This window comes from Paracoccus sp. 228, from assembly GCF_000967825.1.
In the GTDB taxonomy this organism is placed as follows: Bacteria; Pseudomonadota; Alphaproteobacteria; order Rhodobacterales; family Rhodobacteraceae; genus Paracoccus; species Paracoccus marcusii.
The window spans coordinates 274,776-298,647 of sequence record NZ_JYGY01000003.1 but is presented as its reverse complement, the minus strand read 5'-3'; the positions used below and the strand labels follow the sequence as shown (position 1 = coordinate 298,647).

The following is a 23,872-nucleotide window of genomic DNA, read 5'->3' as shown; positions in this document are numbered from 1 at the left end:
GTATCAAACGCGCTCGATGGCCGGGCGAAACCCCAAGCCTTTGATGATCGCGCCATAGATCTGGCGGCGCAGGGAGGAGGGCACGTCGCCGCGGCGCATCTGGCCGCGGACGCCATAGGCATAGGCCAGCACGCCCATTAGGCCCATCTCGCGCCGGCGCCATGAGGTTTCGTTGCGGGCTCCGTACTTGAACTTCCACAGGCTCTTGTCGTCGACCAGGCCGAAGTTGACGCCCCGGTTGTCGGGCGTGTCGTGGACCACGACGCTTTCGGGCACGAAGATGCCCGGATAGCTGCGCGCGATGCGGCGGGTGTATTCGGCATCGTCGAACCAGATGAAGTAATCCGCGATCGGCAGGCCGTGTTCGCTGACGGCCCAGCGCGGGATCATCACCGACACGAAGGACGCGCTGTCCACCAGCGCCCAGGCACTGCCCGGCCGCACGAAGCGTGCCCAGTCCCACACCGTGCGCGGACAGTTCATCTCGCACAGCGATCCGTCGATCCACTCGACCCGCGAACAGGCAAAGCTGGGGCGCCAGCCGTTATCGGCCTGGAAACCCTTCAGGGCCCGATGCAGGGATTGCAGGGCGTCCGGTCGGGGATAGGCATCGTCGTCCGACACCCAGAAATACTGCGCGCCCATCTGGTAGGCTGCCTTGATCCCGGCATGAAACCCCCCCGCCCCGCCGACATTCGCCGGCAGCCGCAGGTGGCGGATGGTCGGGTCGGCGTCGGCCCGCGCCTGCACCAGCGCCGCGGTGTCGTCGGTCGAGGCATTGTCCACGACCAGCACGATGTCGGGGCGCATGGTCTGCGCCGCCAGCGCGTCCAGCACCGCCATCAGCTTGCCCGAGCGGTTGAAGGTGACGATGACCGCAGCCGTCTTGTTCAGGACGCTCATGCCGCGTCCCCCTGGGCCAGACGGCGATAGACGGGCATCAGCACCTCCTCGGCGGTCGGATCGGCGGTCAGACGCGTCCACGCAGCCTGCAGGGCGTCCTTGTGGCGCGCCAGGGTGCTTGCATCGCGCCACATCGCGTCGACTGCGGCCACCGTGCCCGCCACGGCCGCACGCGGCGCCAGCGGCACCAGCAGGCCGTCGGGCAGCACCTCGTCCTGGGATCCGACGCGGGTCGAGATGGGGATGCAGCCATGGGCCACGGCCTCGTAGCAGACCAGCGCCAGACCCTCGTTGTTCGAGGGAAGAAGCAGGATGTCGGACCGTTCCAGCAGGGCCGGAATGTCGGTATTGCCGGGCAGCAGGTCGACCTTGGACGACAGACCGTTCTTGCGCAGAAGGCGCGTCAGCGTGCCGTCATAGGGACCTTCGCCGACGATGGTCGCGGTCAACGTGACGCCGTTGCGCCCGGCCCAGGCATTCAGCGCGCGCAGGGCCTCGACCACCACGATCGGTCGCTTCTGATAGAACAGCCGCCCGATGAAGCAGGCATGCAGCGTTTTCTGTCCCGCCTGCAGGCGCAGCGGCGGCAGCGCATCGTTGTTCTTGCGGTCCAGCATGCGGCCTAGGACGACCTTGCCCGCCGGGGCATGGAACCGGTCGCGAAAATAGCGGACCAGTTCTCCGCTGATGACATGCTGCATATCCAGATAGTTGGACCACACGCCCGAGATCCGCGGATAGCCGCCATTCGCGTATTCGACGATATGCGTGCTGTCGATCGTCTGCACCCACGGCAGGTGCATGCGCAGCATGGTCAGGCTTTCGTACAGCGGCGTGCAATGGTGGATGTGCACGGCGCGGATGTTTTCCGCCATCGCCAGCCGCTGGACATAGCGCGGCCACAGGTGGTGCGGCAGATAGCAATCCAGCCGGATGAAGGTCAGGTCCGGATGGTCGGGCAGCTTGTCCGCCAGCCGCTGCACGGCCGGAACCGACGCCACGACGAACACCCGCAGCCCGGCCGCCAGCGCCCAGCGCATGGTGTCGAAGCCCAGTTTCTCGGCGCCGCCCATCTCCAGCCAGTGCACGCCGATCAGGATGGCGGGACGCTTGTCGCTGTCGGGCGCCACGGGCGCGGGCAACAGCGCCGAACCGTCGCCCAGGGGCATGGCCGTCTGGTCCGTGCGTCGGTCGGCCTGCCGCTTGCGGGCCATCTCGGCACCATAGCGCACCTGTTCGTACCACAGCGGGCTGGCCCGGAACAGCGCGCCCAGGCTGCGCATGGGCCTCCAGGGCGCATCGATCTGCTTGATCTCTCCGGGCAGGGGCAGGCGCGGGATGGCCAGGCGGATGGTCACCTGCGGCGCGCCGTCATAGGCGCCCGGCCGGGTCAGGGTGCCCAGATAATCCGCACCCAGGTCCTGGGGACGCGGATTGTGCGGACCCTCGATCACCTCGGGGGCGGCCCAGATCGGGTTGTTGCCCTGCGACAGGATGAAGAACAGCTGCTGCGTGGGAAACAGCAGCTCATAGATCGCACGGGCCTCGGCGATGCCGGCGGTCAGATGGGCCACCAGCGCAGGATCTGCGGGCGTGTGCGAGGCAAGGTCGGACATGGGCGAGGTCAATCCGTCTGTCGGGAGGAAGGGTCAGTCGATCAGACGCAGCAGATAGGCCCCATAATCGTTCTTGGCAAACTTTGCCGCACGCGCGCGCAGCTGGTCAGGCGATATCCAGCCGGCCTCGAAGGCGATCTCCTCGGGGCAGCCGGTCTGCAGACCCTGGCGGTTCTCCAACGTGCGCACGAAGTTGCCCGCATCCAGCAGGCTGGCATGGGTGCCGGTGTCCAGCCAGGCAAAGCCGCGGCCCATGCGTTCGACGGTCAGCGACCCGTCATGCAGATAGCTTTCCAGAAGGGTCGTGATCTCCAGCTCTCCGCGATCGGAGGGCTGGACGGCGCGGGCCCGTTCCGGCGCGGTGCCGTCCAGGAAATAGAGCCCCGTCACGGCATAGTCCGACGGCGGCACGGGGGGCTTTTCGACGATGGCGCGGGCCCGCATCTGGTCGTCGAAATCGACGACGCCATAGCGTTCCGGGTCCGACACGCGATAGCCGAAGACCGTGCCACCCCCGTCGCGCGCATCTGCGGATGCCAGCAGCTCCGGCAGACCGTGCCCGAAGAAGATGTTGTCGCCCAGAACCATCGCGGACGGTGCGCCCGCCAGGAAATCCTCGGCCAGGATATAGGCCTGCGCAAGGCCGTCGGGGCTGGGCTGCACGATGTAGGTGAAGCTGATTCCCCACTGGCTGCCGTCGTCCAGCAGGCGGCGGAACTGATCCTGATCCTCGGGGGTGGTGATGATCGCGATCTCGCGGATGCCGGCCAGCATCAGGACGCTGATCGGATAGAAGATCATCGGCTTGTCGTAAAGCGGCAGCAGCTGCTTGGACACGCCCATGGTGATCGGATACAGCCGGGTGCCCGATCCGCCGGCCAGAATGATGCCCTTGCGCTGTGTCATGCCTTGTCCTTCAGTTGATCCAGAACGCGGGTCAGCCCGGCCCGCCAGTCGGGACGCGCGATCCCGAAATCCCGCGCGATGCGTCCGCAATCCAGCCGCGAATTCAGCGGGCGCGCGGCGGGTGTCGGATAGTCGGATGACGGGATGTCCGCCACCTGCGCGGCCAAGCCCGCCTGCGCCATGATCTGGCGCGCGAACTCGGCCCAGGAGGCGTCGGGCGTGCCCGCGAAGTGATAGATCCCGCCCGTGGTGTCGGGCCTGTCGCGCATGACGCGGATCATCCGCAGGCAGGCGGCCGCGATGTCGGCGGCAGGCGTCGGCCCCCCGATCTGGTCGGCCACTACGGTCAGGCGGTCGCGCTCCGCGCCAAGGCGCAGCATCGTCTTGACGAAATTCGCGCCATGGGCGGAGAACACCCAGGAGGTCCGCATCACGGCCCAGACTCCGCCCGCGGCGGCCACGCCCTGCTCTCCGGTCAGCTTGGTCGCGCCATAGACGCCCAGGGGTGCGGTGGGCGCATCCTCTGCCCGCGGCTGGTCGCCCGATCCGTCAAAGACGTAATCGGTCGAGATGTGCAGGAACGGGATGCCCAGATCCGCGCAGGCCCGCGCAATCGCGGCAGGCGCGTCGGCATTGACCAGGCGGGCGGTGTCCGGGTCCGTCTCGGCCCGGTCCACGGCGGTGTAGGCGGCAGCATTGATGACCGCACGCGGACGCGCCGCGCGGATCAGGGCGGCGCAGGCGGCGGGGTCGGTCAGATCGGCCCGGTCGCGGCCCGCAAAGGTCGCATCGGGCGCCAGCGTGGCCAGTTCCCGCGCGACTTGGCCGGTGCGGCCAAAGACCAGCAGGCCCTGCATCAGGCCGTCCCCAGACGCTTGCCCACGCCGTCACGGTCCAGCAGCGGCTGCCACCAGTCGCGATTGGCCAGATACCATTCGACGGTGCGGCGCAGCCCCTCCTCGACCGTCACGGACGGGCGCCAGCCCAGTTCGGTGCGGATGCGGGTCGGGTCGATCGCATAGCGGCGGTCATGGCCCGGACGGTCGGTCACGAAGGTGATCAGGTCCGCATGCGGCGCGCCCGTCGGGTGCAGCTCGTCCATATGGGCGCAGATGGTTCGGACCAGGTCGATGTTGGTGGCCTCGTTCTCTCCGCCGATATTGTAGCTGCGGTTCAGCTGGCCCTTTTCCAGGACCAGCAGAAGCGCATCGGCGTGATCCTCGACATAGAGCCAGTCGCGGATGTTGCCACCGTCGCCATAGACCGGGATCGGCTGGCCCGACAGCGCCTTGAGGATCACCACAGGCACCAGCTTTTCTGGGAAATGATAGGGGCCGTAATTGTTCGAACAGTTCGTCAGCACGACGGGCAAGCCATACGTTTCGGCCCACGCGCGGACCAGATGGTCGGACCCCGCCTTGCTGGCCGAATAGGGGCTGCGCGGGTCATAGGGCGTAGTTTCGGTGAACTGCCCCGTCTCGCCCAAGGATCCAAAGACCTCGTCGGTCGAGATGTGGTGAAAGCGAAAGCTGTCGGGGCGCCCTTGGGCCGTCCAATAGGCGCGGGCGGCCTCCAGCATGTTGAACGTGCCGATCACGTTCGTCTCCACGAAGGCCGCAGGGCCGTCGATGGACCGGTCCACATGGCTCTCCGCGGCCAGGTGCATGATCGCGTCGGGGCGGTGCTGCGCCAGGATGCGGTCCAGCGCCGCGCGGTCGCGGATGTCGGCCTGCTCGAACGCGTAGCGGTCGGACCGGGCGGCCTCGGCCACGTTCTCCAGATTCGCGGCATAGGTCAGCGCGTCCAGGTTCACGACATGATGCCCACGTGCGATCGCCAGGCGAACGACGGCAGAGCCGATGAATCCGGCGCCGCCGGTGATCAGGATCTTCATGCCTGCTCCTCAAAGACGAAGGGCGATTTCAACTCTGCCAGCGGCTGCGCATCCCGATCCTTGTCGGACAGCAGCGGATCGGTGACGTCCCAGTCGATGCCGACGCTGTCCCAAGCCACCGCACCGTCCGACGCGCGGTCATAATGGGCTGTGCACTTGTAGACGATCTCGGTATCGGGTTCGCGGGTGACGAAGCCGTGAAGGAAGCCTGCGGGAATCCACAGCTGGCGGCCGTTCTCGAAGCTCAGTTCGGTCCCGAACCATTGGCCATAGGTCGGGCTGCCCATGCGCACGTCCACCGCCACGTCGAACAGCCGGCCACGCCCGCAGCGCACCAGCTTGCCCTGCGCGAAGGGGGGCGACTGATAATGCAGACCCCGCAGCGTGCCGGTCTGCGCGGACATCGAATGGTTGTCCTGCACGAACTCGGGCAGCACGACCCCGGCATCGGCCAGCGTCCTGCGATTCCAGCTTTCCGAGAAGAAGCCGCGCGCATCGCCATGACGGGCCGGCGTCAGCAGCAGCACTCCGGGCAGCGGGGTTGTTTCGATCTGCATCTTTGCCTCGGGCGGTTGTCCTGCACGATGTCTAGGGGCATCGACGCGCCTTGTCAGCCCCGTCCGGCACGGAAAACCAGCATGGGTGGCGGTTGCTGCACAAATGCCCTTCGTGGTATCGCGCGGTCGGACCCGGCCGCAGCCTGCCGGCAGATGACATGATCGGCACGCCATGGCCCATACCCGACCCTCGATCGCCGCCGTGGTGGTCACGTACAACCGGCTGGACAAGCTGACCGTCACGGTCGCGCGCCTGCTGGACCAGCCGGTCGATCACGTGATCGTGGTCGACAATGCCTCGACCGACGGGACTGCCGATTGGCTTTCGGCGCTGAACGACCCGCGCCTGCGCGTCCATCGCAGCGCCACGAACCAGGGCGGGGCGGGCGGGTTTTCCGTCGGCATGCAGCTTGCGCGAGACGAGGCGCAGGCCGACTGGACCGTGGTCATGGACGATGACGGTCGCCCCGCGCCCGGCGCCATCGACGCCTTCCGGGCGATGGATCTGTGGGGATGGGACGCGATCGGCGCCGCGGTGCATCACCCCGACGGCCGCATCTGCGAGATGAACCGCCCGTATCGCAACCCGTTCTGGAATCCGGGGGCCTTCCTGCGCACCCTGGCGCGGATGCCACTGGGCCGCGGCCGTGCCGGGTTCCATCTGGGCGACGGTGATTACCGGACCGGGTCACCGGTCGTGCCGGTGGACATGAGCAGCTTCGTCGGCCTGTTCCTGTCGCGCGCGGCGCTGCAGCGGGCCGGGTTGCCCGACCCGCGCCTGTTCATCTATGGCGACGACCAGCTGTACACGCTGCAGATGCGCCGTGCCGGACTGCGCATCGGGTTCGCGCCGCAGGTGCGGTTCGATCACGACACCACGGCCCTGCAGGCGCAGGGTGGTGTCGTGCTGAGGCCGATGTGGAAGGTGTTCTACATGTATCGCAATGCGCTGATGGCCTATCGGGTGGCGGCGGGACCGTGGTTCTGGCCGCTGGTCCCAGTGCTGCTGCGCAAGTGGCGCCGCAAGGCCGCAGATTACGGCGCCGACGCCGCCCTGTTTCGGACCATCCTGGATCAGGCGGTGCGCGATGGGCTGGCGGGCAGGCTGGACCGCAGCCATGACGACATCCTGCGCCTGTCGCGCAGCGACGCGCCCTAGTCCAGCTGGCCGGCGATGGCGCGGCCCAGCGTGAAGATGCGCTGTTCCAGGATCACCGGCGTCTCGCACACATAGGTCAGCGACTGCTGGCGTTCGGTGAAGATACGCTGATCCCAGTCCAGGGCCTTTTCCTCGGCGTCGATGGCGTCGAAATCGGGGGCCTCGGCGGCCTCCATTTCGGCCATGCGGGCGCGGCGTTCCTCGATCCGTTCGGACAGGTCCACCTGCGACCGGCCATAGCGCGCGATGCCCGCGATCAGCGCGCTGCGGTCGCTGTCGATCCGGTCGAAGATCGCCTGCATCAGTGCGACCAGATGCGTGTCGGGGGCCGCGGCTCCGAATTCGGCGATCTCCGTCTCGGCCTCCTCGATCGGCAGGCGGCGCTGTTCCAGGCGTTCGGCCAGGCGGGCGATGTCGGGATCGCGGGCAAGGGCCAGCGTCTCGTCGTCCGGGATGGGGCCCGTCCAGACCTGGCCCATCGACAGATGCGGCTGCTTGCGCTGGATGCAGGGCCAGTCGGGATCGGTCCCCGCCGCGCCGAAGGCGGGACCGGCCAGCAGCGCCAGGGCCAGGGTGATGCGGATCATGCGGGACCTCCTTTCCGCCGGGCCCACAGGCCCTTTTGCGGATCATACATGAAGACCGCCGCGCCGAAGAACCCCGCCAAACATCCTAGGACCACCGCCAGGGCGGTCCAGTTCACCTGCATGTACAGCGCAAACCGGATCAGCTCGACCGCGTGGGTGAAGGGATTGACGGCGCAGATGTCGTGCAGCAGCGGGCTGCTTTCGCGCATCCGCCACAGCGGGTACAGCGCGGACGAGGCAAAGAACATAGGGAAGATCACGAAGTTCATGACGCCCGCGAAATTCTCCAGCTGGCGGATCGCGCTGGACAGGAACAGTCCCATCGCGCCCAGCATCAACCCCGACAGGATCAGCGCCGGGATCACGGTGACATAGCCCCAGACGGGCGGGCGGATGCCCCACCAATACGCGATGGCCAGAAAGGTGAAGACCTGGATGATCGACACGATCACCCCCGCGATCAGCTTGGATCCCAGCAGGTACCAACGCGGAAACGGGCTGACCAGCAGCGTGCGCATGGCCCCGGTCTCTCGGTCGTAGACCATCGACAACGACGACTGCATGCCGTTGAACAGCTGGATCATCGCGACCAGGCCGGGGGTCACGTAGACCTCGTACAGGACATAGGTCTGATAGGGCGGCGTGATCGACAGACCCAGCACGGCGCGGAACCCGGCGGCAAAGATGAACAGCCAGACCAGCGGGCGCACCAGTGCCGCCAGGAACCGCCCGCGCTGGTTGACGAAGCGCAGCGTCTCGCGGCGCGCGATGCCCAGAAAGGCGGTCAGCCAGCCGCGGGGGCGGTCGGTGGGTGCGGTCATGGCGCGACTCCGGTCAGGTCCAGGAAGGCGCGTGTCAACCCGTGCGGCCCGGCGATGTCGGCGGCGCGACCCTGGCGCAGCACCCGGCCGCGATGCAGGATCACCAGGTCGTCGGCCGGGTCGATCTCGTCCATGATATGGGTGGCCCACAGGGCGGACACGCCATCGCGGGCGATCAGGCGGCGGGTCAGGGCCAGCACCTCGGCCCGGGACTTCACATCCAGGCCCACCGTCGCTTCGTCCAGCAGCAGCAGGTCGGGGCTGTGGATCAGGGCGCGCGCGATCTCGGCCCGGCGCGACTGGCCGCCGGACAGGGCGGTGACGCGGGTGTCGGCCTTGTCGGCCAGATCGACCTGGCCCAGCACCTGGTCGATGCGTGGCCGCGCCAGCCTGCCGGGTATCCCGTGCAGGCTGGCATGATAGATCAGGTTCTGGCGGATCGTCAGGTCGGCATCCATCGCGCGGCTTTGAAAGACCACGCCCAGACGGGCCAGCGCCTGCGACGGTTCGCGCCGTAGGTCGTGCCCCGCCACGCGGATCATCCCTGACCGGTTGTTGTAGAGCCGCGTCACAAGCGAGAACAGCGTGGTCTTGCCCGCGCCATTCACCCCCAGAAGGGCGGTGAATCCGCCGCGCGGCACCGTCAGCGACACGTCGTCCAGCGCCTGCACGGCACCGAAATCGTGGCTGACATGGTCGATCTGCAACGCGGCGGTCAATGAACCCTACTGGATGTTGAAGACGGCTTGCAGACTGTCGCCCGAAGAACCCGGCACTGACAAGGTGTATCGACCGGGCAGCACCGCGACGAAGCTGAGGACCGCCGTGCCGTCGGCATCGAATTCGATGCTGTGCACGCCCATCGGCCGGATCTCGGTGTCGCCGATGACGATCTCGTTGATCCAGATCGCGCGGAAGAAGTCGCCGCCCGACAGGGCCAGCTCCTGGCTGCCGTCGGCCACGATGTTGATGCGATAGTAACCGCCCGACTTGATCGTGTATTCGCCGCCCGCGACGGGCTGGCCGGATGCCAGCGTCAGGGGCGCCAGGTCGGTGCGGTTCTCTCGCGCCAGAAGGCCAGAAAAGCCATAATCGAACATGCCGGTCGCGTCATAGGTCCCGTCGGACGGTGCCTCCTCCTCCTCGTCGTCATCATCCTCGTCCGCCTCGACGGCCTCGCCCGATTGGGTGCCCGCCTCGGCAGGTTCGCCCACAACGGCATCGCCGCCGGGTGCCTGCTCGGCAGAGGCGTCGGGGGCCGCGGCATCCTGGGCGGTGGCGGGCACCACCAGGATCAGGGCCAAGGCGGCACCGGACATCAGTTTCGTCAGCGTGGTCATGGAATCTCTCCTCCTCAGGATATGCAGGGATGCCGGATCAGTCCGGGGCGACGACGACACCCCAGGGCTGCTGCCCCACGGGAACCGAGCGGACGACCTCGTTGGCGGCCACGTCGATGATCGACACGTCGTTGGAATTGCCGTTGGTGGTATAGAGGTATTTCTCGTCCGGGCTGAAGGCCAGCTGCCAGACCCGCTGCCCGACCAGCAGGTAATCGGTCACCTCGTCGGTGGCGGCGTCGATCACGGCGACCCGGTTGGCCGGCCCAAGGGCCACGAACAGCTTGGACCCGTCGGACGTCACGCGCGCGCCGACCGGCTGGATCGCCTCGGGCAGGACACCGGGGATGTCGAAACTGATCTTCTTGGTGATCGTCTGCGTGGCCGGGTCGATCACGCTGACCGTGCCGCCGATCTCGGACGTGACGTACAGCTTGGTTCCGTCGGCCGTGTACTGGGCAAAGCGCGGGCGGCTGTCGACCAGCACGTTGGCGGTGATCTGGAACGTCTCGGTGTCGATGAAATGCGCCATGTTCGTCGTTTCCGACGTGTTGATCACGACCTTGCCGTCGGGGCTGACGCCCATGCCCTCGGGCTCGACGCCGACCGGCACCTCGGCCAGCATCTGGTGGGTCTTGGTGTCGACCACGGTGACGATGTTGTCGTCCTCGTTGGCGATGAACAGCGGGTTGCCCGACGGGTGCAGCACGAACAGTTCCGGGTCCGGACCGGACGGCAGGGTGTGCATCTCCTCCATCGTCTCAGGGTTGAAGACGCGCACCAAGTTGTCGTCCGACGCGCAGACATACAGCTCGGTCCCGTCGGGGCTGATGGTGATGCCGCGGGGGCGGTTGCCCACGGGATAGGTCCCGATGACCTCAAACGTCTCTCCGTCCAGGACGGTGACGTCGTTGCTGCGTTCGTTGGTGACGAAGACGCGGTTCGCCAGGGCGGGTCCGGCGGCAAGCATCAGCGCAAGCCCGGTGGTGGCACTCAGAAGATGTCGCATGCGGCCTCTCAGAATTGGCATTGGGTTTCGGGGCGGTCGACGCCCAGCGTGTCCAGCTGGCTGGTCTGATGCAGGTACTGGTCCTGCGGGCTGACCGAGGTGGTCAGCACGCCGGTGGTCAGCAGGATGGGTTGGCGCACCTGGTGGTCCCAGTCGCGCACCGTCAGGGCCTGGCCCTTGAACCCCGCGACGTCGAAATCGGAGGACAGGATGAACTCCTTCAGCGCGGCGGGGTCGCCGGAATTGGTGCGGGTCGCCGCCTCTCCGACGATGCGCAGCGACAGCCAGGTCTGGTAATCCTCCTCGCGGATCGGGCGGGCGGCCAGCTTCTCGAAGCGGTTCTGGAACTGGGTGCCGCCCCAGGCCTCCATCGCCGGGTGCCAGCTGCGCGGCACCAGCCCGGCAGAGCCCGCCACCGGGCGCGCGTCCCAGGTCAGATAGGGCAGATAGGCGGCAAAGACGTCCGCCTCGTCCGCGGCAATGACCACATCATGGTCCGCGGCGCGCTGCGTAAAGACGGGCATCTGCGCCTGCACCTGCACGTGACCGCTGTCGGTGCGGCGCGCGCCGCCGGTATCGGTGTATTCACGCTCCTCGACGATCTGGGCGCCGAACTTGGCGGCGCTGGTGCGCCAGGCTTGGGCCAGCGCCTGGTCCTCGGGGTGGCTGCCGTGGATCAGGAACCAGCGGGGCCAGTTCTTCCACATCAGGAACTGCGTCATGGCGTCGGTCAGCATCGCACGGCTTGGCGCGACGTGGATCGTGTTGAACCGGCAATCGTTCCCGCGCAGGTTGTCGCCGCGCGCCATCGCATTGAAGACCATCGCCCGGTCCCCCGCCTGATCGGCCAGGGCCAGGGTCGTCGCGTCATCGGCCAGAAGCACGATGAACTGCACCCCCTCGTCCAGCAGGCGTGCCATCTCGGCCTCGGCGGTCTCGGGGGTGGCGGCCACCTCCTCGGCCTCGAAGTCTTGGCCCATGAAGCGGCCGGTGGTGTCGTTGTCCTCGATGGCCAGGCGCGCGCCCGCAAAGCCCAGATCGGCGGGCATCAGGTCCAGCCGCGAGATCGGCGGCAGGCCAGGGTCGTCGACCCGCAGCACGGCCGTGCGGATCTGCACCGGGTCCGGGGTCTGGGCCGCGACGGGCTGGGCCAGTGCCACGGCACCAGCCAAAAGTCCCATGATTCCTTTGAACATTTCGTCTCTCCCTGCAGGCATGGTGGGGGGTGATCCGGGATGCGGCAAGCCGGTTATTGTTCCCGTTTCGTCCGGGAACTTTTCCCTCAACCCAAAGTCGGGGGCGGCTGCACCTTTTGTCTTAATGGACGCCTGCCCGACCCCGGCGCATGGTCAGGGGATGACCCGTTTCAGCCTGATATCGGCCTTGCTGCTGGCCCCCATGGCCGCCCTTGCCCAGCCGGCACCGCCCCCGGGGACCGCGACCTGGTTCGGCCTGCATTACATCGACACCTCGACCGAGGGCGCCATCAACGGCGTCCGCGCGGACGAAACCGCGCGCATCGCCATGGTCGAGGATTTCATCGCCGAAGACCTGACCGGACGCGGCTTTGCCCTGACCCCGCCCCCGGCCGAGGCGGTGGCGGGCATCCTGAACCCGGTCCGGTCGAACGGCGCCGATACCAAGATCGCCCGCGGGATGGGATCGGACTATGCCATCGCCGGAGAGGTGCAGAAGGTCTCCAACCTGATCCAGTCGGTCAATCTGACCCTGCGCGATGCCGAAACCGGAGAGACCGTGCGCGCCGGATCGGTCGAGATCCGCGGCAACACCGATGACGCGTTCCGGCGCGGCTACAGCTATCTGCTGAGAAATGTGATCTTTCGGGAGGAACGGAAGGAATGAGGACGACGACAGTTCTGGCGGGCGCGCTTGGTGCGGTGCTGGCCCTGACGGGGATGGCGGGGGCGCATGGCCCGTCGCGCCTGAAGACGGAAAAGACCGTGACGCTGGATGCCACCCCCGCCGAGGTGTGGGAGGTGATCGGCCGCTTCGACGACATGAGCTGGCATCCGGTGGTCGCATCGACCGCGATGACGCCCGAGGGCGCGGCGGCGGACGTTCCCGACGAATCGACCCGCGTGCTGACGCTGAACGGCGACGGGGCGCCCACCATCACCGAACAGCTGATGGCCATCGACAACGACAAGATGATGTACAAGTACATGATCACCGAGGTCGACACGGCGGTCCTGCCGGTGACCAACTACTCCTCGACGCTGCAGGTCAGCGACAAGGACGGCAAGGCCGAGGTCCTGTGGAAGGGCGGCTTCTATCGCGGTTTCCCGAACAACGAACCCCCGGCCGAACTGAACGACGATGCTGCCATCGCGGCGGTCGACGGCGTCTATCAGGCCGGGCTGGACGCCTTGGCGGAACGCTTTGGCCGCGTCGAATAGGTGCGGGGTGCTTTCCTGGCGCTGCTGCTGACAGGGTCCCCGGTCTTGGCCGGGGATCTTGCGTTCGTGACCTCGCAGAACGCCGATGCGTTGTCGGTGATCGACCTGGGGACGGGCGCGATCGTCGCGACGGCCGACATTCCAGATGCCCCTGCGCCTGTAGCCTATGACCCGCAGGCCGGGCGCGTCTATGTCATTGCCGCCGACAGCGGACGCCTGCACGTGCTGGACGAAGACGCCTTGCCCTTGGCCCATCGGGACCTGGGCGCCGGGGCCTTCGGATTGGCCGCGGCGGGCGATGGCGGGGTCTTCGTCACCGACTGGTACGGTGCGCGGCTGACGCGGCTGGACGCCGACCTGCAGCCGGTCTGGAGCGCGCCCACCGGCGACACGCCGGCGGGCGTGGCGACCGACGGTATGGGCCTGGTGGCCACGGCGGATCGTGATGCGGATCAGATCAGCATCTTTGACGCAGGGACGGGCGCGCTGCTGCATCGCGTGGCGACGGCCGGGGCGCATCCCTTCGGCGTGACCTTCCATGACGGGCGGCTGTTTTCGGCGGATGTGCAGGGGGATATGGTGTCGGTCATCGATCCGGTCGCAGGGCAGCTGACGGGCCGGGTGCCAACCGGCAGCCATCCCTATGCCGTCGCCTTTGCCGGGGGGCGGGGTTTCGTCACCGATCAGTATGACGGCACCGTCACCGTGTTCGACGCGGCCACGCTGAACCCGGTGGCGACCGTCACCGTGGGCGATTATCCCGAAGGAATCGCGACCCTGCCCGACGGCAGCGGCGTCGCCGTCGCGAACTGGGATTCGGACACACTTACGATTCTGGACGCCAAGACGCTGGTGGTGACGCACATCATCGACATGCCATCAGGTCCCCGCGCCTTCGGCAGCTTTACGGGGCGACAGGCTCCACGGTGACCAGCGGCTGGCCGGCTTGTTCCCAGGCATCCGTGCCGCCGGGGAACCAGATCACCGGGTCAAAGCCCCATTCGACCGCCCGCCGCGCGGCGTTCCAGCTCATCCAGCAGTCGGACCGGCAAAAGATCACCACGGGGCGATCGGGATCGCCGGCCTTGGCGCGGGTCAGCCCGTCGCGCAGGCGCGCTTCCTCGGCAGGGGACAGGGCTTCGTACCCGGTGTCCCACAACCATTCGGCCCCGGGAATCGAGCGGTGGGGCGGCTCGTTCCAGATCGTCCCTTCTGGAAGGCCCGCGGGCTTGGCCTTGGGCCGCGGCAGCACGTCCAGAAACGCCGCCTGCCCCTGCAGGGCGATGGCCTGACCCACATCGATGACCTGCGCCCCGGCCAGGGTTGCAGGAACCGGAGAGCGATAGGGTTCGCCGTGATAGGTATCGGGCTCGGGCACGGTTTCGGCCCGCGCTGCTGGTGCCAGCAGCAGCGCCAGCACCAGCAGGCGGATCACGGCAGCACTTCCTTGCCATAGTCGTCGACCAGCGGTACCCCGGCATCGTGCAGGATCTGGTTGATGCCGTCCTGATTGCGACGGATCAAGCTGTTCAGCTCGCGCTTCCATTCCTGCTCCTCGGGGCGCACGCCCATGGTGATGCGGAAGAACAGGCGCGGCGACGCCTCCTCGTGCAGCAGGGGCGTGAATTGCAGGTCGGGGTCGTCCTTGACGCGCGGTCCGGCCAACGGGCCCCACAGCACGGCGGCGCCCGTCGCACCGCTGCGGACATCCTCCAGCAGATCGCCCATCGGATCCTCGACCCGGCGGTCAACGAACAGATCCGCGCCGCGCATGTTGGGCGCCAGACCCGCCCGCGCCAGATGCGTGGCAGGCGGCGTTCCGGCCACGACGCCGATGCCGACCTCCTTCAGCGCCGGGTCGCTGAGGCGGTAAACCTTGGCCAGTGGACCGTCCTTGCGCGTCACGATGCCATAGATCGAGGTGTAGTAATGGTTGGTGTTCTGGACCAGTTCGTCCCCTTGAGCATAGCCGATCACCACGTCGCAGTTGCCCTCCCGCAGGGTGCGCTGCACGAACCCCATGCCTGAAGGAAACCAGAAATAGGTCACCGGCAGTCCAAGCTGCTGGCCGAAGAACTCGGCCAGCTTGTTCTCGAACCCGCTGCCGTCGCGGCTGGACATCGGCGCGTTCGCGGGGTCGGCGCAGACCCGAAACTGGGTGGTGGAGCGCAGGTCCGCCACTTGGGCCGCGGCCGGGGTGGACAAAACCCCCACCGCCAGCACCAGCCCGGCAAGGCGTCCTAGGGCCGTCAACTGGACATGCAGGAATCTTCCTGCGCGGTATAGTCTTCGGACTTGTCGGCGCGTTCCGCCGGACGACCGCGACCGATCTCGCCGGTGCCATGCGCCAGCAGATAGACATAGATGTCGTCGATATAGCACCAGACGTTCTTGTTGGTGCCGAAGGCCGGCATGACCGAGTTCGTGCCCTGCCGGCCCGACGCCACGGTCTGCATGAAGTCGTAATAATCCATGCGCAGCACCGATTCCTTCAACGCAGGGGCGTAGGTCGACCCCTCGCCGTCAGGACCGTGGCAGACATGGCATTCCGCGTGATAGCGGCGGAAACCGTTGAAGGTCGCGAAATCGACGACGCCATCTTCGACCTTGAAGGTCGGAATGCCCTCGTCATTGCGCCAGCGGCCGTCCAGTTCCTCGACCGGGGTCATGTCCTGGCCGTTGGGCAGGACATGGGCGCCTGCCGCTGCGGTCTCGGTCCCTTCGGCGGCTGCGTCGGCTGCAGGTTCGGCGGCTGCGGCATCGGCGGGGGCCTCTGCCGCGGCATCACCCGACACGGCGGCGGCCGCACCAGCGCCCGCGTCCGCCGGGGGCGTCGTTTCGGTCTGCGCCCAAGCCATGCCGGCCAAGGACGCGCCCAGGACCAGCGCCGTGAGGCTGGTGATGGCTTTCATGTCGGAAGTCCTCCCAAAGTCGTCTGTCTCCTCAGACGGTTCCGCCCCAGTCTAGTGCTGGGGCGGCGCCGTCATAGGTCACGCTTGCGTATGCGGAACGAAAGTATGAGACGCCCCGCGGCCGGCAGATCAGTCCGGCAGTTCGAACACGGTCAGCTGACCGCCCAATTCGGTATAGTCGCTGAGGGCCGCATAGCCGCCCACGGCACCCAGACCGTCATTGGGATTGGTCAGACCGGCCGCCAGACCGATGCCGGCCCATCCGCCGACACCCGACAGAACCGCGACATACTGCTTGCCGTTGTTCTCGTAGGTCATCGTGTTGCCGATGATGCCCGACGGCGTCTTGAAGCTGTAGAGCTCCTCGCCCGTCTCGGCGTCGACAGCCTTCAGGTAACCTTCCAGCGTGCCGTAGAAGACCACGTCGCCCGCGGTCGCCAGGGCGCCCGACCAGACCGAGAACTGCTCCGGCAGCGACCACTTGATCTCGCCCGCGACGGCGTCCCAGGCGATGAAGTTGCCCATGCCGCCATGGCTTTCGGGGGCCGGATACATCGACAGCGTCGCGCCGACATAGGGCTGACCCGCGGTATAGGCGACGCGGAAGGGTTCATAGTCCATGCAGACGTGGTTGGTCGGCACATAGAACAGGCCGGTCTTCGGCGAATAGGACGCCGGCTGCTGGTCCTTGGATCCCAGCGCCGCCGGGCAGACGCCAGTGGTGTTGGTGTCCTCGCCGTTCTGGGCGGTCGAGTATTCCGACACGACCAGAGGACGGCCGTAGGTCTCGGAGTCCTTGTTCATATCGACTTCGGTCGCCCAGTTGACGGCCGGGTCGAACTTTTCGGCCACCAGCAGTTCGCCCGTCTCGCGGTCCAGCGTGTAGCCGAAGCCGTTGCGGTCGAAGTTCACCAGCAGCTTGCGCATCTGGCCGTCGATTTCCTTGTCGACCAGGATGTTCTCGTTCACGCCGTCATAGTCCCATTCGTCATGGGGCGTCTTCTGGTAGAACCACTTGGCCATGCCGGTATCGGCGTCGCGGGCCATGATGGTCATGGACCAGCGGTTGTCACCGGGACGCTGCGACGGGTTCCAGGTCGACGGGTTGCCGGTGCCGTAATAGATCAGGTTCAGGTCCGGGTCATAGGAATACCAGCCCCAGGTCGAACCGCCGCCGATCTTCCACTGATCGCCTTCCCAGCTGTTCAGCGAGCTGTCGGCACCGATGGGCTTGCCCAGGTGCATGGTGGTTTCCGGATCGACCAGCATCTCCTCGTCGGGGCCGGTCGAATAGGCCTTCCAGACCTCGGACCCGTCGGCCAGGCTGTAGGCGGTGACGCGGCCGCGCACGCCGTATTCGCCGCCCGACACGCCCACGATCACCTTGTCGCCCACGGGCAGCACGGTCGCGGTGTTCGTCTCGCCGATGGCCGGGTCACCGGTCTTGACCGACCACTTGACCTCGCCGGTCTTGGCGTCAAGCGCCACCAGCGTCGTGTCGGCCTGGTGCGACAGGATCAGTCCGTCTGCATAGGCCGGACCGCGATAGACGGTGTCGCAGCACATGACCGCGATGACCTCGGGGTCCTGCTGGGGCGTGTAGCGCCACAGGATCTTGCCGTTGTCGTTCAGGTCCAGCGCGAAGATGTTGTTCGGAAAGGGCGTGTGGACATACATCACGTTGTCCACGACCAGCGGCCCGCCCTCGTGTCCGCGCAGCACGCCCGTCGAGAAGGTCCAGGCGACGCGCAGATCGCCGACGTTCTCACGGGTGATCTGGTCCAGTTCGGAATACCGGGTGTTGGCATAGTCGCCGGTCTGGATGGCCCATTGTCCGGCCTCGGCGGTCTCGGTCAGGACGCTTTCATTCGCGTAAGCCGATGCGCCGGTCAAAAGCAGCGCGACAGCCGCGCTGTTCAAGAGATGTTTCATCGAGTGCTCCTCCGCTCCCTGGATAAGCGCCGCGGATTTCCTCCCCCCGCGGCATTCCATGTCCAAGTAGTTGGTCGGGCACCCCCTTGCGTCAATCGCGGCCCCTGCCCTTTGCCCCTAAAGTCTTATGGGAAAACGGCAGGGGCGTCGGGAATGTTCGGCAATCGGTTCAGACCAGCCGTTCGGCATGCCAGAAGACGTGGTCGGCCATGAAGCTCTGAACGAAGAAGTAGCTGTGGTCATAGCCCGGATGCATGCGGAACTGACCGGGCTGGCGGCGTGCCATCATCGCATGGGCCAACGATTCGGGACGCAGCAGGTCCAGGAACTGGTCGTTGGCGCCCTGGTCGATCAGCACCTCTCCGGGATAGCCCTTCTCGGTCATCAGCAGCGTCGCGTCATGGGCCCGCCACGTGGCGCGATCCTCGCCCAGATAGGCCGTGAACTGCTTGCGACCCCAGTCCGATTCCGTCGGGTTCGCGATCGGAGAGAAGGCCGACACCGACTTGTAGCGGTCGGGATGGGTCATCGCGATGGTCAGCGCGCCGTGCCCGCCCATCGAATGGCCGGTGATGCCCATCGCATCGCGGTCGATGGCGAAGTTGTCGGACACCAGTTCGGGCAGTTCATGGACGATGTAATGCCACATCTGGAAATGCGGCTTCCACGGGTCCTGCGTGGCGTTCACGTAAAAGCCCGCGCCCTGGCCCAGGTCATAGGCCTCGTCGTTGGCCACACCCTCGCCGCGGGGCGAGGTGTCGGGAAAGATGATGGCGATGCCGGCCTCGTCGCACCACTGCTGGGCGGCGGCCTTGGTCATCGCGTTCTCGTGGTTGCAGGTCAGGCCGGACAGGTACCACAGAACCGGTACGCGCCCGTGTAGCGCCATCTCTGGCAGGTAGACGGCAAAGGTCATGTCGGTGCCGGTGGCCTGCGACTTGTGGCGATAGACGCCCTGGGTGCCGCCGAAGCTGCGGGTTTCGGACAGGGTCTCAAGGCTCATCGGGCTCTCCCTTCAGGGTGTGGAACATGACCAGCCCATCGACCGGTCCAAGCTGGGGATGACGAAACGCCCCCGGCAGCCGGCCGACAATGGAAAATCCGGCCTTCTGCCACAAATGGACGGCATCGGCATTGGTCGACACCACGAAATTGAACTGCATCGCGGCGAATCCCTGCGCGGCGGCCCATGATTTCGCATGTTCGACCAGCCCGCGGGCGACGCCCCGGCCCCGCGCGTCCGGATGGGTCGCAAAGGACGCGTTGGCGACATGCGACCCGCCTGCGGGGCGGTTCGCGCCCACATGGCTGGTCCCCAGGATGCGGCCGTCCAGCACCGCGACGAAGGCCGTAAAGGGATGCGCGAACCAGTCAGCGATCGCCTCGGGGCGGGTGATGTCACAGGGGATGCAATAGGTTTCTCCGGCACGATAGACGGGCTCCAGGATGGCCCAGATCGCATCGTGATCGGCGGGGGTGGCCGGGCGGATGGTCAATCCGCCCCCTGCCGTCATTTCAGGTCGTCCGCGCTGCGGATCACCTGGCCTAGCAGGCCGTAATCCAGCGCCTCCTGCGTGTTCAGCCAGAAATCGCGCTGCGTGTCCTTCTCGATCCGCTCGACCTTCTGACCGGTCGCCTCGGCGAAGATCTGGTTCAGGCGATCGCGCATCAGACGCACCTGTTCCGCCTGGATCATCATGTCCGAGGACGTGCCGCCGATCCCGCCCGAGGGCTGGTGGATCAGGAAGCGGGTGTTGGGCAGGCAGTAGCGGTTTTCCTTCTTCGCCGCGACGAAGATCAGCGCGCCGGCGCTGGCGACCCATCCCGACCCGATGGTGCGCACGGTGGGACGGATGAACTTGACCACGTCGTGGATCATGTCGCCCGATTCCACATGCCCGCCGGGGGACGAGATCAGCATGTTGATCGGCTTGTCGCTTTCCTCGGCCAGGGCCAGAAGGTGGGCCACGGTGCGCTGCGCCAGCTTGTCGTTGATGGCGCCGGCGACGATCACCGTGCGCGACTTGAAGTACAGCTTGCCGATCTTGTCGCCTTCGGGCAGGCCCAGCCCGCCCTCTTCCTTGTGGCGGCGGTCGTCTTCTTGCGGTTCGTCGTCGTCATCGTCCAGCCACTGGTGACGCATCGGCCTGCTCCTTGTTCTCTCTCATGGCGACGGCGGGACCGGGGCCCCGCCGTTCTTTTACCTAAGCAGCCATGAAGGATCAGTAAAGGACGACCGAGCGGATCGATTCACCGTGATGCATCAGATCGAAGCCCTTGTTGATGTCGTCCAGCGGCATCGTGTGGGTGATCATCGGGTCGATTTCAATCTTGCCGTCCATGTACCAGTCGACGATCTTGGGCACGTCGGTCCGCCCGCGTGCGCCGCCGAAGGCCGTGCCCTTCCAGACCCGGCCGGTGACCAGCTGGAACGGGCGGGTGCTGATCTCGGCGCCCGCCGCGGCCACGCCGATGATCACCGACACGCCCCAGCCCCGATGGGTGCATTCCAGCGCGTCGCGCATCACCTTGGTGCTGCCGGTCGCGTCAAAGCTGTAATCGGCGCCGCCGATCTGGTCGAAGGGGGTCTTGGTCATCTCGACGATGTGCTGGACGATGCCGCCGTCGATTTCCTTGGGATTGACGAAATGCGTCATGCCGAAGCGTTCGGCCATCTCGCGGCGGTCGTTGTTCAGATCGACGCCGATGATCATGTCAGCGCCCGCCAGCCGCAGGCCCTGCACGACGTTCAGGCCGATGCCGCCCAGGCCAAACACCACGGCCTTGGCGCCGATCTCGACCTTGGCAGTGTTGATGACCGCGCCGATGCCGGTGGTCACGCCGCAGCCGATATAGCAGATCTTGTCGAAGGGCGCGTCGTCGCGGACCTTGGCGACTGCAATCTCGGGCAGGACCGTGTGGTTGGCGAAGGTCGAGCAGCCCATGTAGTGATAGATCGGCGTGCCATCCAGCATGCTGAAGCGGGTCGTGCCGTCGGGCATCAGGCCCTTGCCCTGGGTCGCGCGGATCTTGGTGCACAGGTTCGTCTTGCCCGACAGGCAGGACGCGCATTCGCGGCATTCGGGCGTGTAGAGCGGGATGACGTGATCGCCGACCTTCAGCGAGGTGACGCCGGGGCCGACCTCGACCACGACGCCCGCGCCCTCATGGCCCAGGATGGCGGGGAAGATGCCTTCCGGGTCGTCGCCCGAACGGGTGAATTCGTCGGTATGGCAGATACCGGTGGCCTTGATTTCGATCATGACCTCGCCGGCCTTGGGGCCTTCCAGGTTGACCTCCATCACTTCCAGCGGTTTGCCGGCCTCTAGGGCCACGGCGGCACGGGTTCTCATGACTATTCTCCTGTTCCCTCACGGGCTTGTCGGTCGGGCGTTTCAGTCAGGTCTAAGGGGCCGACAAGCGGCCCCTTGGCTGTTCTTCCAGTCTAATGCGCATCCCCGTCAAGCGGGCAGCGCACCGGAGCGCTTGGCGATGCTAGTGGCGATCGCGTCCATCAGCGGAGGGGACAGTGCGTCATAGGGCTCCAGCCCCAGTTCGCGCAGGCGCGAACGGATGCCGTCCATGCGACTTGGTTCGACCCCCGATTCGATGACGGAGCTGACGAATGCCGCGAATTCCGGCGCCGACCAACCCTGCTCCCCCGACAGTTCGGTATGAACGAAGTCCAGCCCATAGAACGGATGGTCCTTGTTCTCGATCCGGCCGTACATGTGTACGCCGCACTCGCGGCAGCGGTGGCGCTGGATTGCGGCCCCAGCGTCCACGACCTCCAGCTTGTCGGCGCCCTCCAGGACTTCGACGGAATCGCGGGACACCACGGCGATCTGGCTGAACACCGCATCGTCGGGTTTCCAGCACTTGGTGCAGCCGCAGACATGGTTGTGGGCGGTCTGCGCGCTGACCCGGACCTTGACCGGGTTGGTCGCGCAGTGACACGTCAGGACCCCGCCCGAGAAGCCCGGGCTGCCTTTCGCGATGCCGTGATCGACGGCAGGGTGGATATGCACCCCCTGAGTGCTGGTCATCATCCCCTCCTCTGGCTGACCGGTGTGACCAAGCGTCGCGCCATCGGGAACATTCGGCAAGTCAGCGGAAGGTAGCAGCCCGACCCGCGGACCGGGCTGCGAATCGGTCAGCTGGCGGGGGTCGAGGACACGCCGACCTTGGCCGGGCGCAGCAGGCGGTCGTGCAGCATGAAGCCGTTATCCATCACCTGGATGATGTGGCCCGCGACGGTGCCGGGGACCGCGGCCTCGAACATCGCCTCGTGGTGGGTGGGGTCGAACTTGTCGCCGGCCTCGGGGCGGATGATGGTCACGCCGTGCTTGGTGAACACGTTGGACAGCTCGCGCAGGGTCAGTTCGACCCCCTCGATCAGGGCGGCGGCGGCGGTGCGCTGCTCCTCTCCCGCGGCGTCCAGCGCACGCGTCAGGGCGTCATGCACGGGCAGCAGGTCGCGTGCCAGGCGCGATCCGCCGTAATTCTCGGCGTCGCGGCGGTCCTTGTCGGCCCGCTTGCGCGAGTTTTCGGCATCGGCCAGCGCGCGCATCCACTTGTCGCGCAGCTCGTCGCGCTCGGCGGTCAGCTGGGCCAGCGCGTCATCGGGCTCTGCCAGGGGGTCATCCATGAATTCGTCCATGGGCTGTTCGTTCTGCTCGGTCATTTCACTTCATCCTTTCCGGCCGGACAGCACCCGCCCGACCAGCTGCGCGGTATAATCGACGATCGGCACGATCCGGCCGTAATTCAGCCGGGTCGGCCCGATGACACCCACCGCACCCACAATTTTCCGGTCGGCATTCATATAGGGTGAAACCACCAGAGCGGAACCCGAAAGTGAAAAAAGCTTGTTCTCGGAGCCGATGAAAATGCGCACACCCTCGCCCCTTTCGGTCAGTTCCAGGAACTCGACGATGTCGCTCTTGCGTTCCAGGTCGTCGAACAGCACGCGGATGCGGTCCAGGTCGGCGGCCTCGCGGTCCAGCAGGTTCGCGCGTCCCCGCACGATCAGGCGCGGGTCGGTGGCCTCGGCGCCCCACAGCGCGATGCCCGATTCCACCAACTCTGCGGCCAGCACGTCCAATTCGCGTCTGCGGACGTTGATCTGCTGGGACAGATGGCCGCGCAGTTCGGCCAATGTCTTGCCCTCGGCCATGGCGTTCAGGAAATTGCCGGCCTCGCGCATCGAGGACGGGGTCTGGCCGGGCGGCGGGGTAAAGATGCGGTTCTCGACATGGCCGTCGGCAAAGACCAGAACCACCAGCGCCCGATCCGGCCCCAGGCTGACGAATTCGATATGACGGATCGGCGCTTCGTGCTTGGGCATCAGGACCAGCGACGCGCCGCGCGTGATCGAGGACAGCGCCGTGCTGACGCGGTCCAGCAGCACCCCGGTCTCGGGGTCGTCATTGCCAAGCGTCTGGTCGATGGCGGCACGGTCGGTCGAATTGACGGCGTCGATTTCCATCATGCCGTCGACGAACAGGCGCAGGCCCATCTGCGACGGCAGGCGCCCCGCGGATGCATGCGGGCTGTCCAGCAGGCCCATGAACTCCAGATCCTGCATCACGTTTCGGATGGTCGCGGCGCTGACCTTTTCGGACAGCGCGCGGGTCAGGGTGCGAGAGCCCACAGGCTCTCCGGTCTCCAGATAGGATTCGACGACCCGGCGAAACACCTCGCGGGACCGGTCGTTCATCTCGTGCAGCAGCGATTCCTGGTTCATGCGCCCCGTCTTGTGACCCCCGGTGGGGTTGCGTGATGGTGCCCCCGGACGGTATGGGCATCCTAACCTCACG

Annotated in this window: 27 protein-coding genes; 4 read left to right on the top strand and 23 right to left on the bottom strand. The window is 66.6% G+C overall.

Annotated features, from left to right (window positions below; translation table 11 throughout):
- Positions 1 to 3: 3 nt before the first annotated feature.
- Genes SY26_RS11080 through rfbC form a run of 6 tightly spaced genes read right to left on the bottom strand, consistent with a single transcriptional unit; the run spans position 4 to position 5,876 of the window.
- Positions 4 to 903, bottom strand: a complete 900-nt coding sequence (locus SY26_RS11080) for a glycosyltransferase family 2 protein (RefSeq protein WP_052715240.1) — start codon at positions 901 to 903, stop codon at positions 4 to 6.
- Entirely contained in the window at positions 900 to 2,519 is a 1,620-nt protein-coding gene (locus SY26_RS11075; RefSeq protein ID WP_046000550.1) for a glycosyltransferase family 4 protein, read from the bottom strand. Before SY26_RS11075 ends, SY26_RS11080 begins: the two co-directional genes overlap by 4 nt.
- 33 nt (positions 2,520 to 2,552) lie before the next feature.
- Complete coding sequence (gene rfbA, locus SY26_RS11070; protein ID WP_046000549.1) at positions 2,553 to 3,425, bottom strand: glucose-1-phosphate thymidylyltransferase RfbA; 873 nt, start codon at positions 3,423 to 3,425, stop codon at positions 2,553 to 2,555.
- Positions 3,422 to 4,282, bottom strand: coding sequence for a dTDP-4-dehydrorhamnose reductase (gene rfbD, locus SY26_RS11065; RefSeq protein ID WP_046000548.1), 861 nt, complete (start codon positions 4,280 to 4,282; stop codon positions 3,422 to 3,424). The genes rfbA and rfbD overlap by 4 nt, the downstream gene beginning before the upstream one ends.
- A complete protein-coding gene (rfbB, locus tag SY26_RS11060; RefSeq protein ID WP_046000547.1) occupies positions 4,282 to 5,319 on the bottom strand; it encodes a dTDP-glucose 4,6-dehydratase in 1,038 nt (345 codons plus the stop codon). Before rfbB ends, rfbD begins: the two co-directional genes overlap by 1 nt.
- On the bottom strand, positions 5,316 to 5,876 hold the full coding sequence (gene rfbC / locus SY26_RS11055) for a dTDP-4-dehydrorhamnose 3,5-epimerase (RefSeq protein ID WP_046000546.1): 561 nt from the start codon (positions 5,874 to 5,876) through the stop codon (positions 5,316 to 5,318). The genes rfbB and rfbC overlap by 4 nt, the downstream gene beginning before the upstream one ends.
- A 172-nt stretch (positions 5,877 to 6,048) precedes the next feature.
- Here rfbC and SY26_RS11050 point away from each other — a divergent pair, with 172 nt between their 5' ends.
- Positions 6,049 to 7,035 (top strand): glycosyltransferase, encoded by a 987-nt coding sequence (locus tag SY26_RS11050; protein ID WP_046000545.1) that lies wholly within the window; start codon positions 6,049 to 6,051, stop codon positions 7,033 to 7,035.
- Here SY26_RS11050 and SY26_RS11045 read toward each other — a convergent pair.
- The 6 genes from SY26_RS11045 to SY26_RS11020 are packed head-to-tail and all read right to left on the bottom strand — an operon-like array spanning position 7,032 to position 11,973.
- The gene (locus SY26_RS11045) at positions 7,032 to 7,622 is read right to left on the bottom strand and encodes a hypothetical protein (protein ID WP_046000544.1); all 591 of its coding nucleotides are present in this window, start codon (positions 7,620 to 7,622) and stop codon (positions 7,032 to 7,034) included. The two genes, SY26_RS11050 and SY26_RS11045, sit on opposite strands and share 4 nt — an antisense overlap.
- Positions 7,619 to 8,443: an ABC transporter permease gene (locus tag SY26_RS11040; RefSeq protein ID WP_045981879.1), complete on the bottom strand. Its 825-nt coding sequence runs from the start codon at positions 8,441 to 8,443 to the stop codon at positions 7,619 to 7,621. Before SY26_RS11040 ends, SY26_RS11045 begins: the two co-directional genes overlap by 4 nt.
- Positions 8,440 to 9,162, bottom strand: coding sequence for an ABC transporter ATP-binding protein (locus SY26_RS11035; RefSeq protein WP_046000543.1), 723 nt, complete (start codon positions 9,160 to 9,162; stop codon positions 8,440 to 8,442). The genes SY26_RS11040 and SY26_RS11035 overlap by 4 nt, the downstream gene beginning before the upstream one ends.
- 6 nt (positions 9,163 to 9,168) lie before the next feature.
- Positions 9,169 to 9,783 carry a hypothetical protein gene (locus tag SY26_RS11030; protein WP_232303327.1) on the bottom strand — a complete coding sequence of 205 codons (615 nt, stop codon included), beginning with the start codon at positions 9,781 to 9,783 and terminating at the stop codon, positions 9,169 to 9,171.
- Positions 9,784 to 9,820: 37 nt separating this feature from the next.
- The gene (locus SY26_RS11025) at positions 9,821 to 10,792 is read right to left on the bottom strand and encodes a YVTN family beta-propeller repeat protein (RefSeq protein WP_045981881.1); all 972 of its coding nucleotides are present in this window, start codon (positions 10,790 to 10,792) and stop codon (positions 9,821 to 9,823) included.
- Between the two features lie 8 nt (positions 10,793 to 10,800).
- Positions 10,801 to 11,973 carry an ABC transporter substrate-binding protein gene (locus SY26_RS11020; RefSeq protein ID WP_046000542.1) on the bottom strand — a complete coding sequence of 391 codons (1,173 nt, stop codon included), beginning with the start codon at positions 11,971 to 11,973 and terminating at the stop codon, positions 10,801 to 10,803.
- Between the two features lie 175 nt (positions 11,974 to 12,148).
- On the opposite strand from SY26_RS11020, the gene SY26_RS11015 reads away from it, so the two are divergent.
- From SY26_RS11015 to SY26_RS11005, 3 genes are read left to right on the top strand one after another with little or no spacing between them, the layout of a single operon-like run.
- Positions 12,149 to 12,655 (top strand): DUF3280 domain-containing protein, encoded by a 507-nt coding sequence (locus SY26_RS11015; protein ID WP_046000541.1) that lies wholly within the window; start codon positions 12,149 to 12,151, stop codon positions 12,653 to 12,655.
- Positions 12,652 to 13,209 (top strand): SRPBCC family protein, encoded by a 558-nt coding sequence (locus SY26_RS11010; protein ID WP_045981884.1) that lies wholly within the window; start codon positions 12,652 to 12,654, stop codon positions 13,207 to 13,209. The genes SY26_RS11015 and SY26_RS11010 overlap by 4 nt, the downstream gene beginning before the upstream one ends.
- A gap of 45 nt (positions 13,210 to 13,254) precedes the next feature.
- A complete protein-coding gene (locus SY26_RS11005) occupies positions 13,255 to 14,139 on the top strand; it encodes a YncE family protein (protein ID WP_157020478.1) in 885 nt (294 codons plus the stop codon).
- On the opposite strand, the gene SY26_RS11000 is transcribed toward SY26_RS11005, so the two are convergent.
- The 11 genes from SY26_RS11000 to hrcA form a co-directional block, all read right to left on the bottom strand.
- On the bottom strand, positions 14,114 to 14,644 hold the full coding sequence (locus SY26_RS11000) for a PQQ-dependent catabolism-associated CXXCW motif protein (protein ID WP_046000539.1): 531 nt from the start codon (positions 14,642 to 14,644) through the stop codon (positions 14,114 to 14,116). The genes SY26_RS11005 and SY26_RS11000 overlap by 26 nt on opposite strands.
- Complete coding sequence (locus SY26_RS10995; RefSeq protein WP_046000538.1) at positions 14,641 to 15,462, bottom strand: quinoprotein dehydrogenase-associated putative ABC transporter substrate-binding protein; 822 nt, start codon at positions 15,460 to 15,462, stop codon at positions 14,641 to 14,643. Before SY26_RS10995 ends, SY26_RS11000 begins: the two co-directional genes overlap by 4 nt.
- Entirely contained in the window at positions 15,459 to 16,121 is a 663-nt protein-coding gene (locus SY26_RS10990; protein WP_046000537.1) for a c-type cytochrome, methanol metabolism-related, read from the bottom strand. Before SY26_RS10990 ends, SY26_RS10995 begins: the two co-directional genes overlap by 4 nt.
- Before the next feature lie 129 nt (positions 16,122 to 16,250).
- Positions 16,251 to 18,053 (bottom strand): methanol/ethanol family PQQ-dependent dehydrogenase, encoded by a 1,803-nt coding sequence (locus tag SY26_RS10985; protein ID WP_046000536.1) that lies wholly within the window; start codon positions 18,051 to 18,053, stop codon positions 16,251 to 16,253.
- Between the two features lie 169 nt (positions 18,054 to 18,222).
- The gene (gene fghA / locus SY26_RS10980) at positions 18,223 to 19,056 is read right to left on the bottom strand and encodes an S-formylglutathione hydrolase (RefSeq protein WP_046000535.1); all 834 of its coding nucleotides are present in this window, start codon (positions 19,054 to 19,056) and stop codon (positions 18,223 to 18,225) included.
- Positions 19,046 to 19,567 (bottom strand): GNAT family N-acetyltransferase, encoded by a 522-nt coding sequence (locus SY26_RS10975; RefSeq protein ID WP_046000534.1) that lies wholly within the window; start codon positions 19,565 to 19,567, stop codon positions 19,046 to 19,048. The genes fghA and SY26_RS10975 overlap by 11 nt, the downstream gene beginning before the upstream one ends.
- On the bottom strand, positions 19,564 to 20,196 hold the full coding sequence (locus tag SY26_RS10970; RefSeq protein WP_045981891.1) for an ATP-dependent Clp protease proteolytic subunit: 633 nt from the start codon (positions 20,194 to 20,196) through the stop codon (positions 19,564 to 19,566). Before SY26_RS10970 ends, SY26_RS10975 begins: the two co-directional genes overlap by 4 nt.
- Positions 20,197 to 20,275: 79 nt before the next feature.
- Positions 20,276 to 21,406, bottom strand: coding sequence for an S-(hydroxymethyl)glutathione dehydrogenase/class III alcohol dehydrogenase (locus tag SY26_RS10965; RefSeq protein WP_046000533.1), 1,131 nt, complete (start codon positions 21,404 to 21,406; stop codon positions 20,276 to 20,278).
- Between the two features lie 108 nt (positions 21,407 to 21,514).
- A complete protein-coding gene (gene gfa, locus SY26_RS10960) occupies positions 21,515 to 22,099 on the bottom strand; it encodes an S-(hydroxymethyl)glutathione synthase (RefSeq protein ID WP_139598320.1) in 585 nt (194 codons plus the stop codon).
- Positions 22,100 to 22,206: 107 nt separating this feature from the next.
- On the bottom strand, positions 22,207 to 22,737 hold the full coding sequence (locus SY26_RS10955; protein WP_045981894.1) for a nucleotide exchange factor GrpE: 531 nt from the start codon (positions 22,735 to 22,737) through the stop codon (positions 22,207 to 22,209).
- A 6-nt stretch (positions 22,738 to 22,743) separates the two neighbouring features.
- Entirely contained in the window at positions 22,744 to 23,799 is a 1,056-nt protein-coding gene (gene hrcA / locus SY26_RS10950) for a heat-inducible transcriptional repressor HrcA (protein WP_046000532.1), read from the bottom strand.
- Positions 23,800 to 23,872: the final 73 nt, after the last annotated feature.

What these genes read in the sequence shown, in the direction of transcription:
- SY26_RS11015 (WP_046000541.1), top strand. Translation starts at nt 12,149, where the DNA reads ATGACCCGTTTCAGCCTGATATCGGCCTTGCTGCTGGCCCCCATGGCC.
- SY26_RS10965 (WP_046000533.1), bottom strand. Translation starts at nt 21,406, where the DNA reads ATGAGAACCCGTGCCGCCGTGGCCCTAGAGGCCGGCAAACCGCTGGAA.
- rfbC (WP_046000546.1), bottom strand. Translation starts at nt 5,876, where the DNA reads ATGCAGATCGAAACAACCCCGCTGCCCGGAGTGCTGCTGCTGACGCCG.
- rfbA (WP_046000549.1), bottom strand. Translation starts at nt 3,425, where the DNA reads ATGACACAGCGCAAGGGCATCATTCTGGCCGGCGGATCGGGCACCCGG.
- gfa (WP_139598320.1), bottom strand. Translation starts at nt 22,099, where the DNA reads ATGACCAGCACTCAGGGGGTGCATATCCACCCTGCCGTCGATCACGGC.
- SY26_RS11025 (WP_045981881.1), bottom strand. Translation starts at nt 10,792, where the DNA reads ATGCGACATCTTCTGAGTGCCACCACCGGGCTTGCGCTGATGCTTGCC.
- rfbD (WP_046000548.1), bottom strand. Translation starts at nt 4,282, where the DNA reads ATGCAGGGCCTGCTGGTCTTTGGCCGCACCGGCCAAGTCGCGCGGGAA.
- SY26_RS10975 (WP_046000534.1), bottom strand. Translation starts at nt 19,567, where the DNA reads ATGACGGCAGGGGGCGGATTGACCATCCGCCCGGCCACCCCCGCCGAT.
- SY26_RS11080 (WP_052715240.1), bottom strand. Translation starts at nt 903, where the DNA reads ATGAGCGTCCTGAACAAGACGGCTGCGGTCATCGTCACCTTCAACCGC.
- SY26_RS11030 (WP_232303327.1), bottom strand. Translation starts at nt 9,783, where the DNA reads ATGACCACGCTGACGAAACTGATGTCCGGTGCCGCCTTGGCCCTGATC.
- SY26_RS10990 (WP_046000537.1), bottom strand. Translation starts at nt 16,121, where the DNA reads ATGAAAGCCATCACCAGCCTCACGGCGCTGGTCCTGGGCGCGTCCTTG.
- SY26_RS11040 (WP_045981879.1), bottom strand. Translation starts at nt 8,443, where the DNA reads ATGACCGCACCCACCGACCGCCCCCGCGGCTGGCTGACCGCCTTTCTG.
- fghA (WP_046000535.1), bottom strand. Translation starts at nt 19,056, where the DNA reads ATGAGCCTTGAGACCCTGTCCGAAACCCGCAGCTTCGGCGGCACCCAG.
- SY26_RS11010 (WP_045981884.1), top strand. Translation starts at nt 12,652, where the DNA reads ATGAGGACGACGACAGTTCTGGCGGGCGCGCTTGGTGCGGTGCTGGCC.
- SY26_RS10970 (WP_045981891.1), bottom strand. Translation starts at nt 20,196, where the DNA reads ATGCGTCACCAGTGGCTGGACGATGACGACGACGAACCGCAAGAAGAC.
- SY26_RS10955 (WP_045981894.1), bottom strand. Translation starts at nt 22,737, where the DNA reads ATGACCGAGCAGAACGAACAGCCCATGGACGAATTCATGGATGACCCC.
- SY26_RS10985 (WP_046000536.1), bottom strand. Translation starts at nt 18,053, where the DNA reads ATGAAACATCTCTTGAACAGCGCGGCTGTCGCGCTGCTTTTGACCGGC.
- SY26_RS11020 (WP_046000542.1), bottom strand. Translation starts at nt 11,973, where the DNA reads ATGGGACTTTTGGCTGGTGCCGTGGCACTGGCCCAGCCCGTCGCGGCC.
- hrcA (WP_046000532.1), bottom strand. Translation starts at nt 23,799, where the DNA reads ATGAACCAGGAATCGCTGCTGCACGAGATGAACGACCGGTCCCGCGAG.
- rfbB (WP_046000547.1), bottom strand. Translation starts at nt 5,319, where the DNA reads ATGAAGATCCTGATCACCGGCGGCGCCGGATTCATCGGCTCTGCCGTC.
- SY26_RS11045 (WP_046000544.1), bottom strand. Translation starts at nt 7,622, where the DNA reads ATGATCCGCATCACCCTGGCCCTGGCGCTGCTGGCCGGTCCCGCCTTC.
- SY26_RS11050 (WP_046000545.1), top strand. Translation starts at nt 6,049, where the DNA reads ATGGCCCATACCCGACCCTCGATCGCCGCCGTGGTGGTCACGTACAAC.
- SY26_RS11075 (WP_046000550.1), bottom strand. Translation starts at nt 2,519, where the DNA reads ATGTCCGACCTTGCCTCGCACACGCCCGCAGATCCTGCGCTGGTGGCC.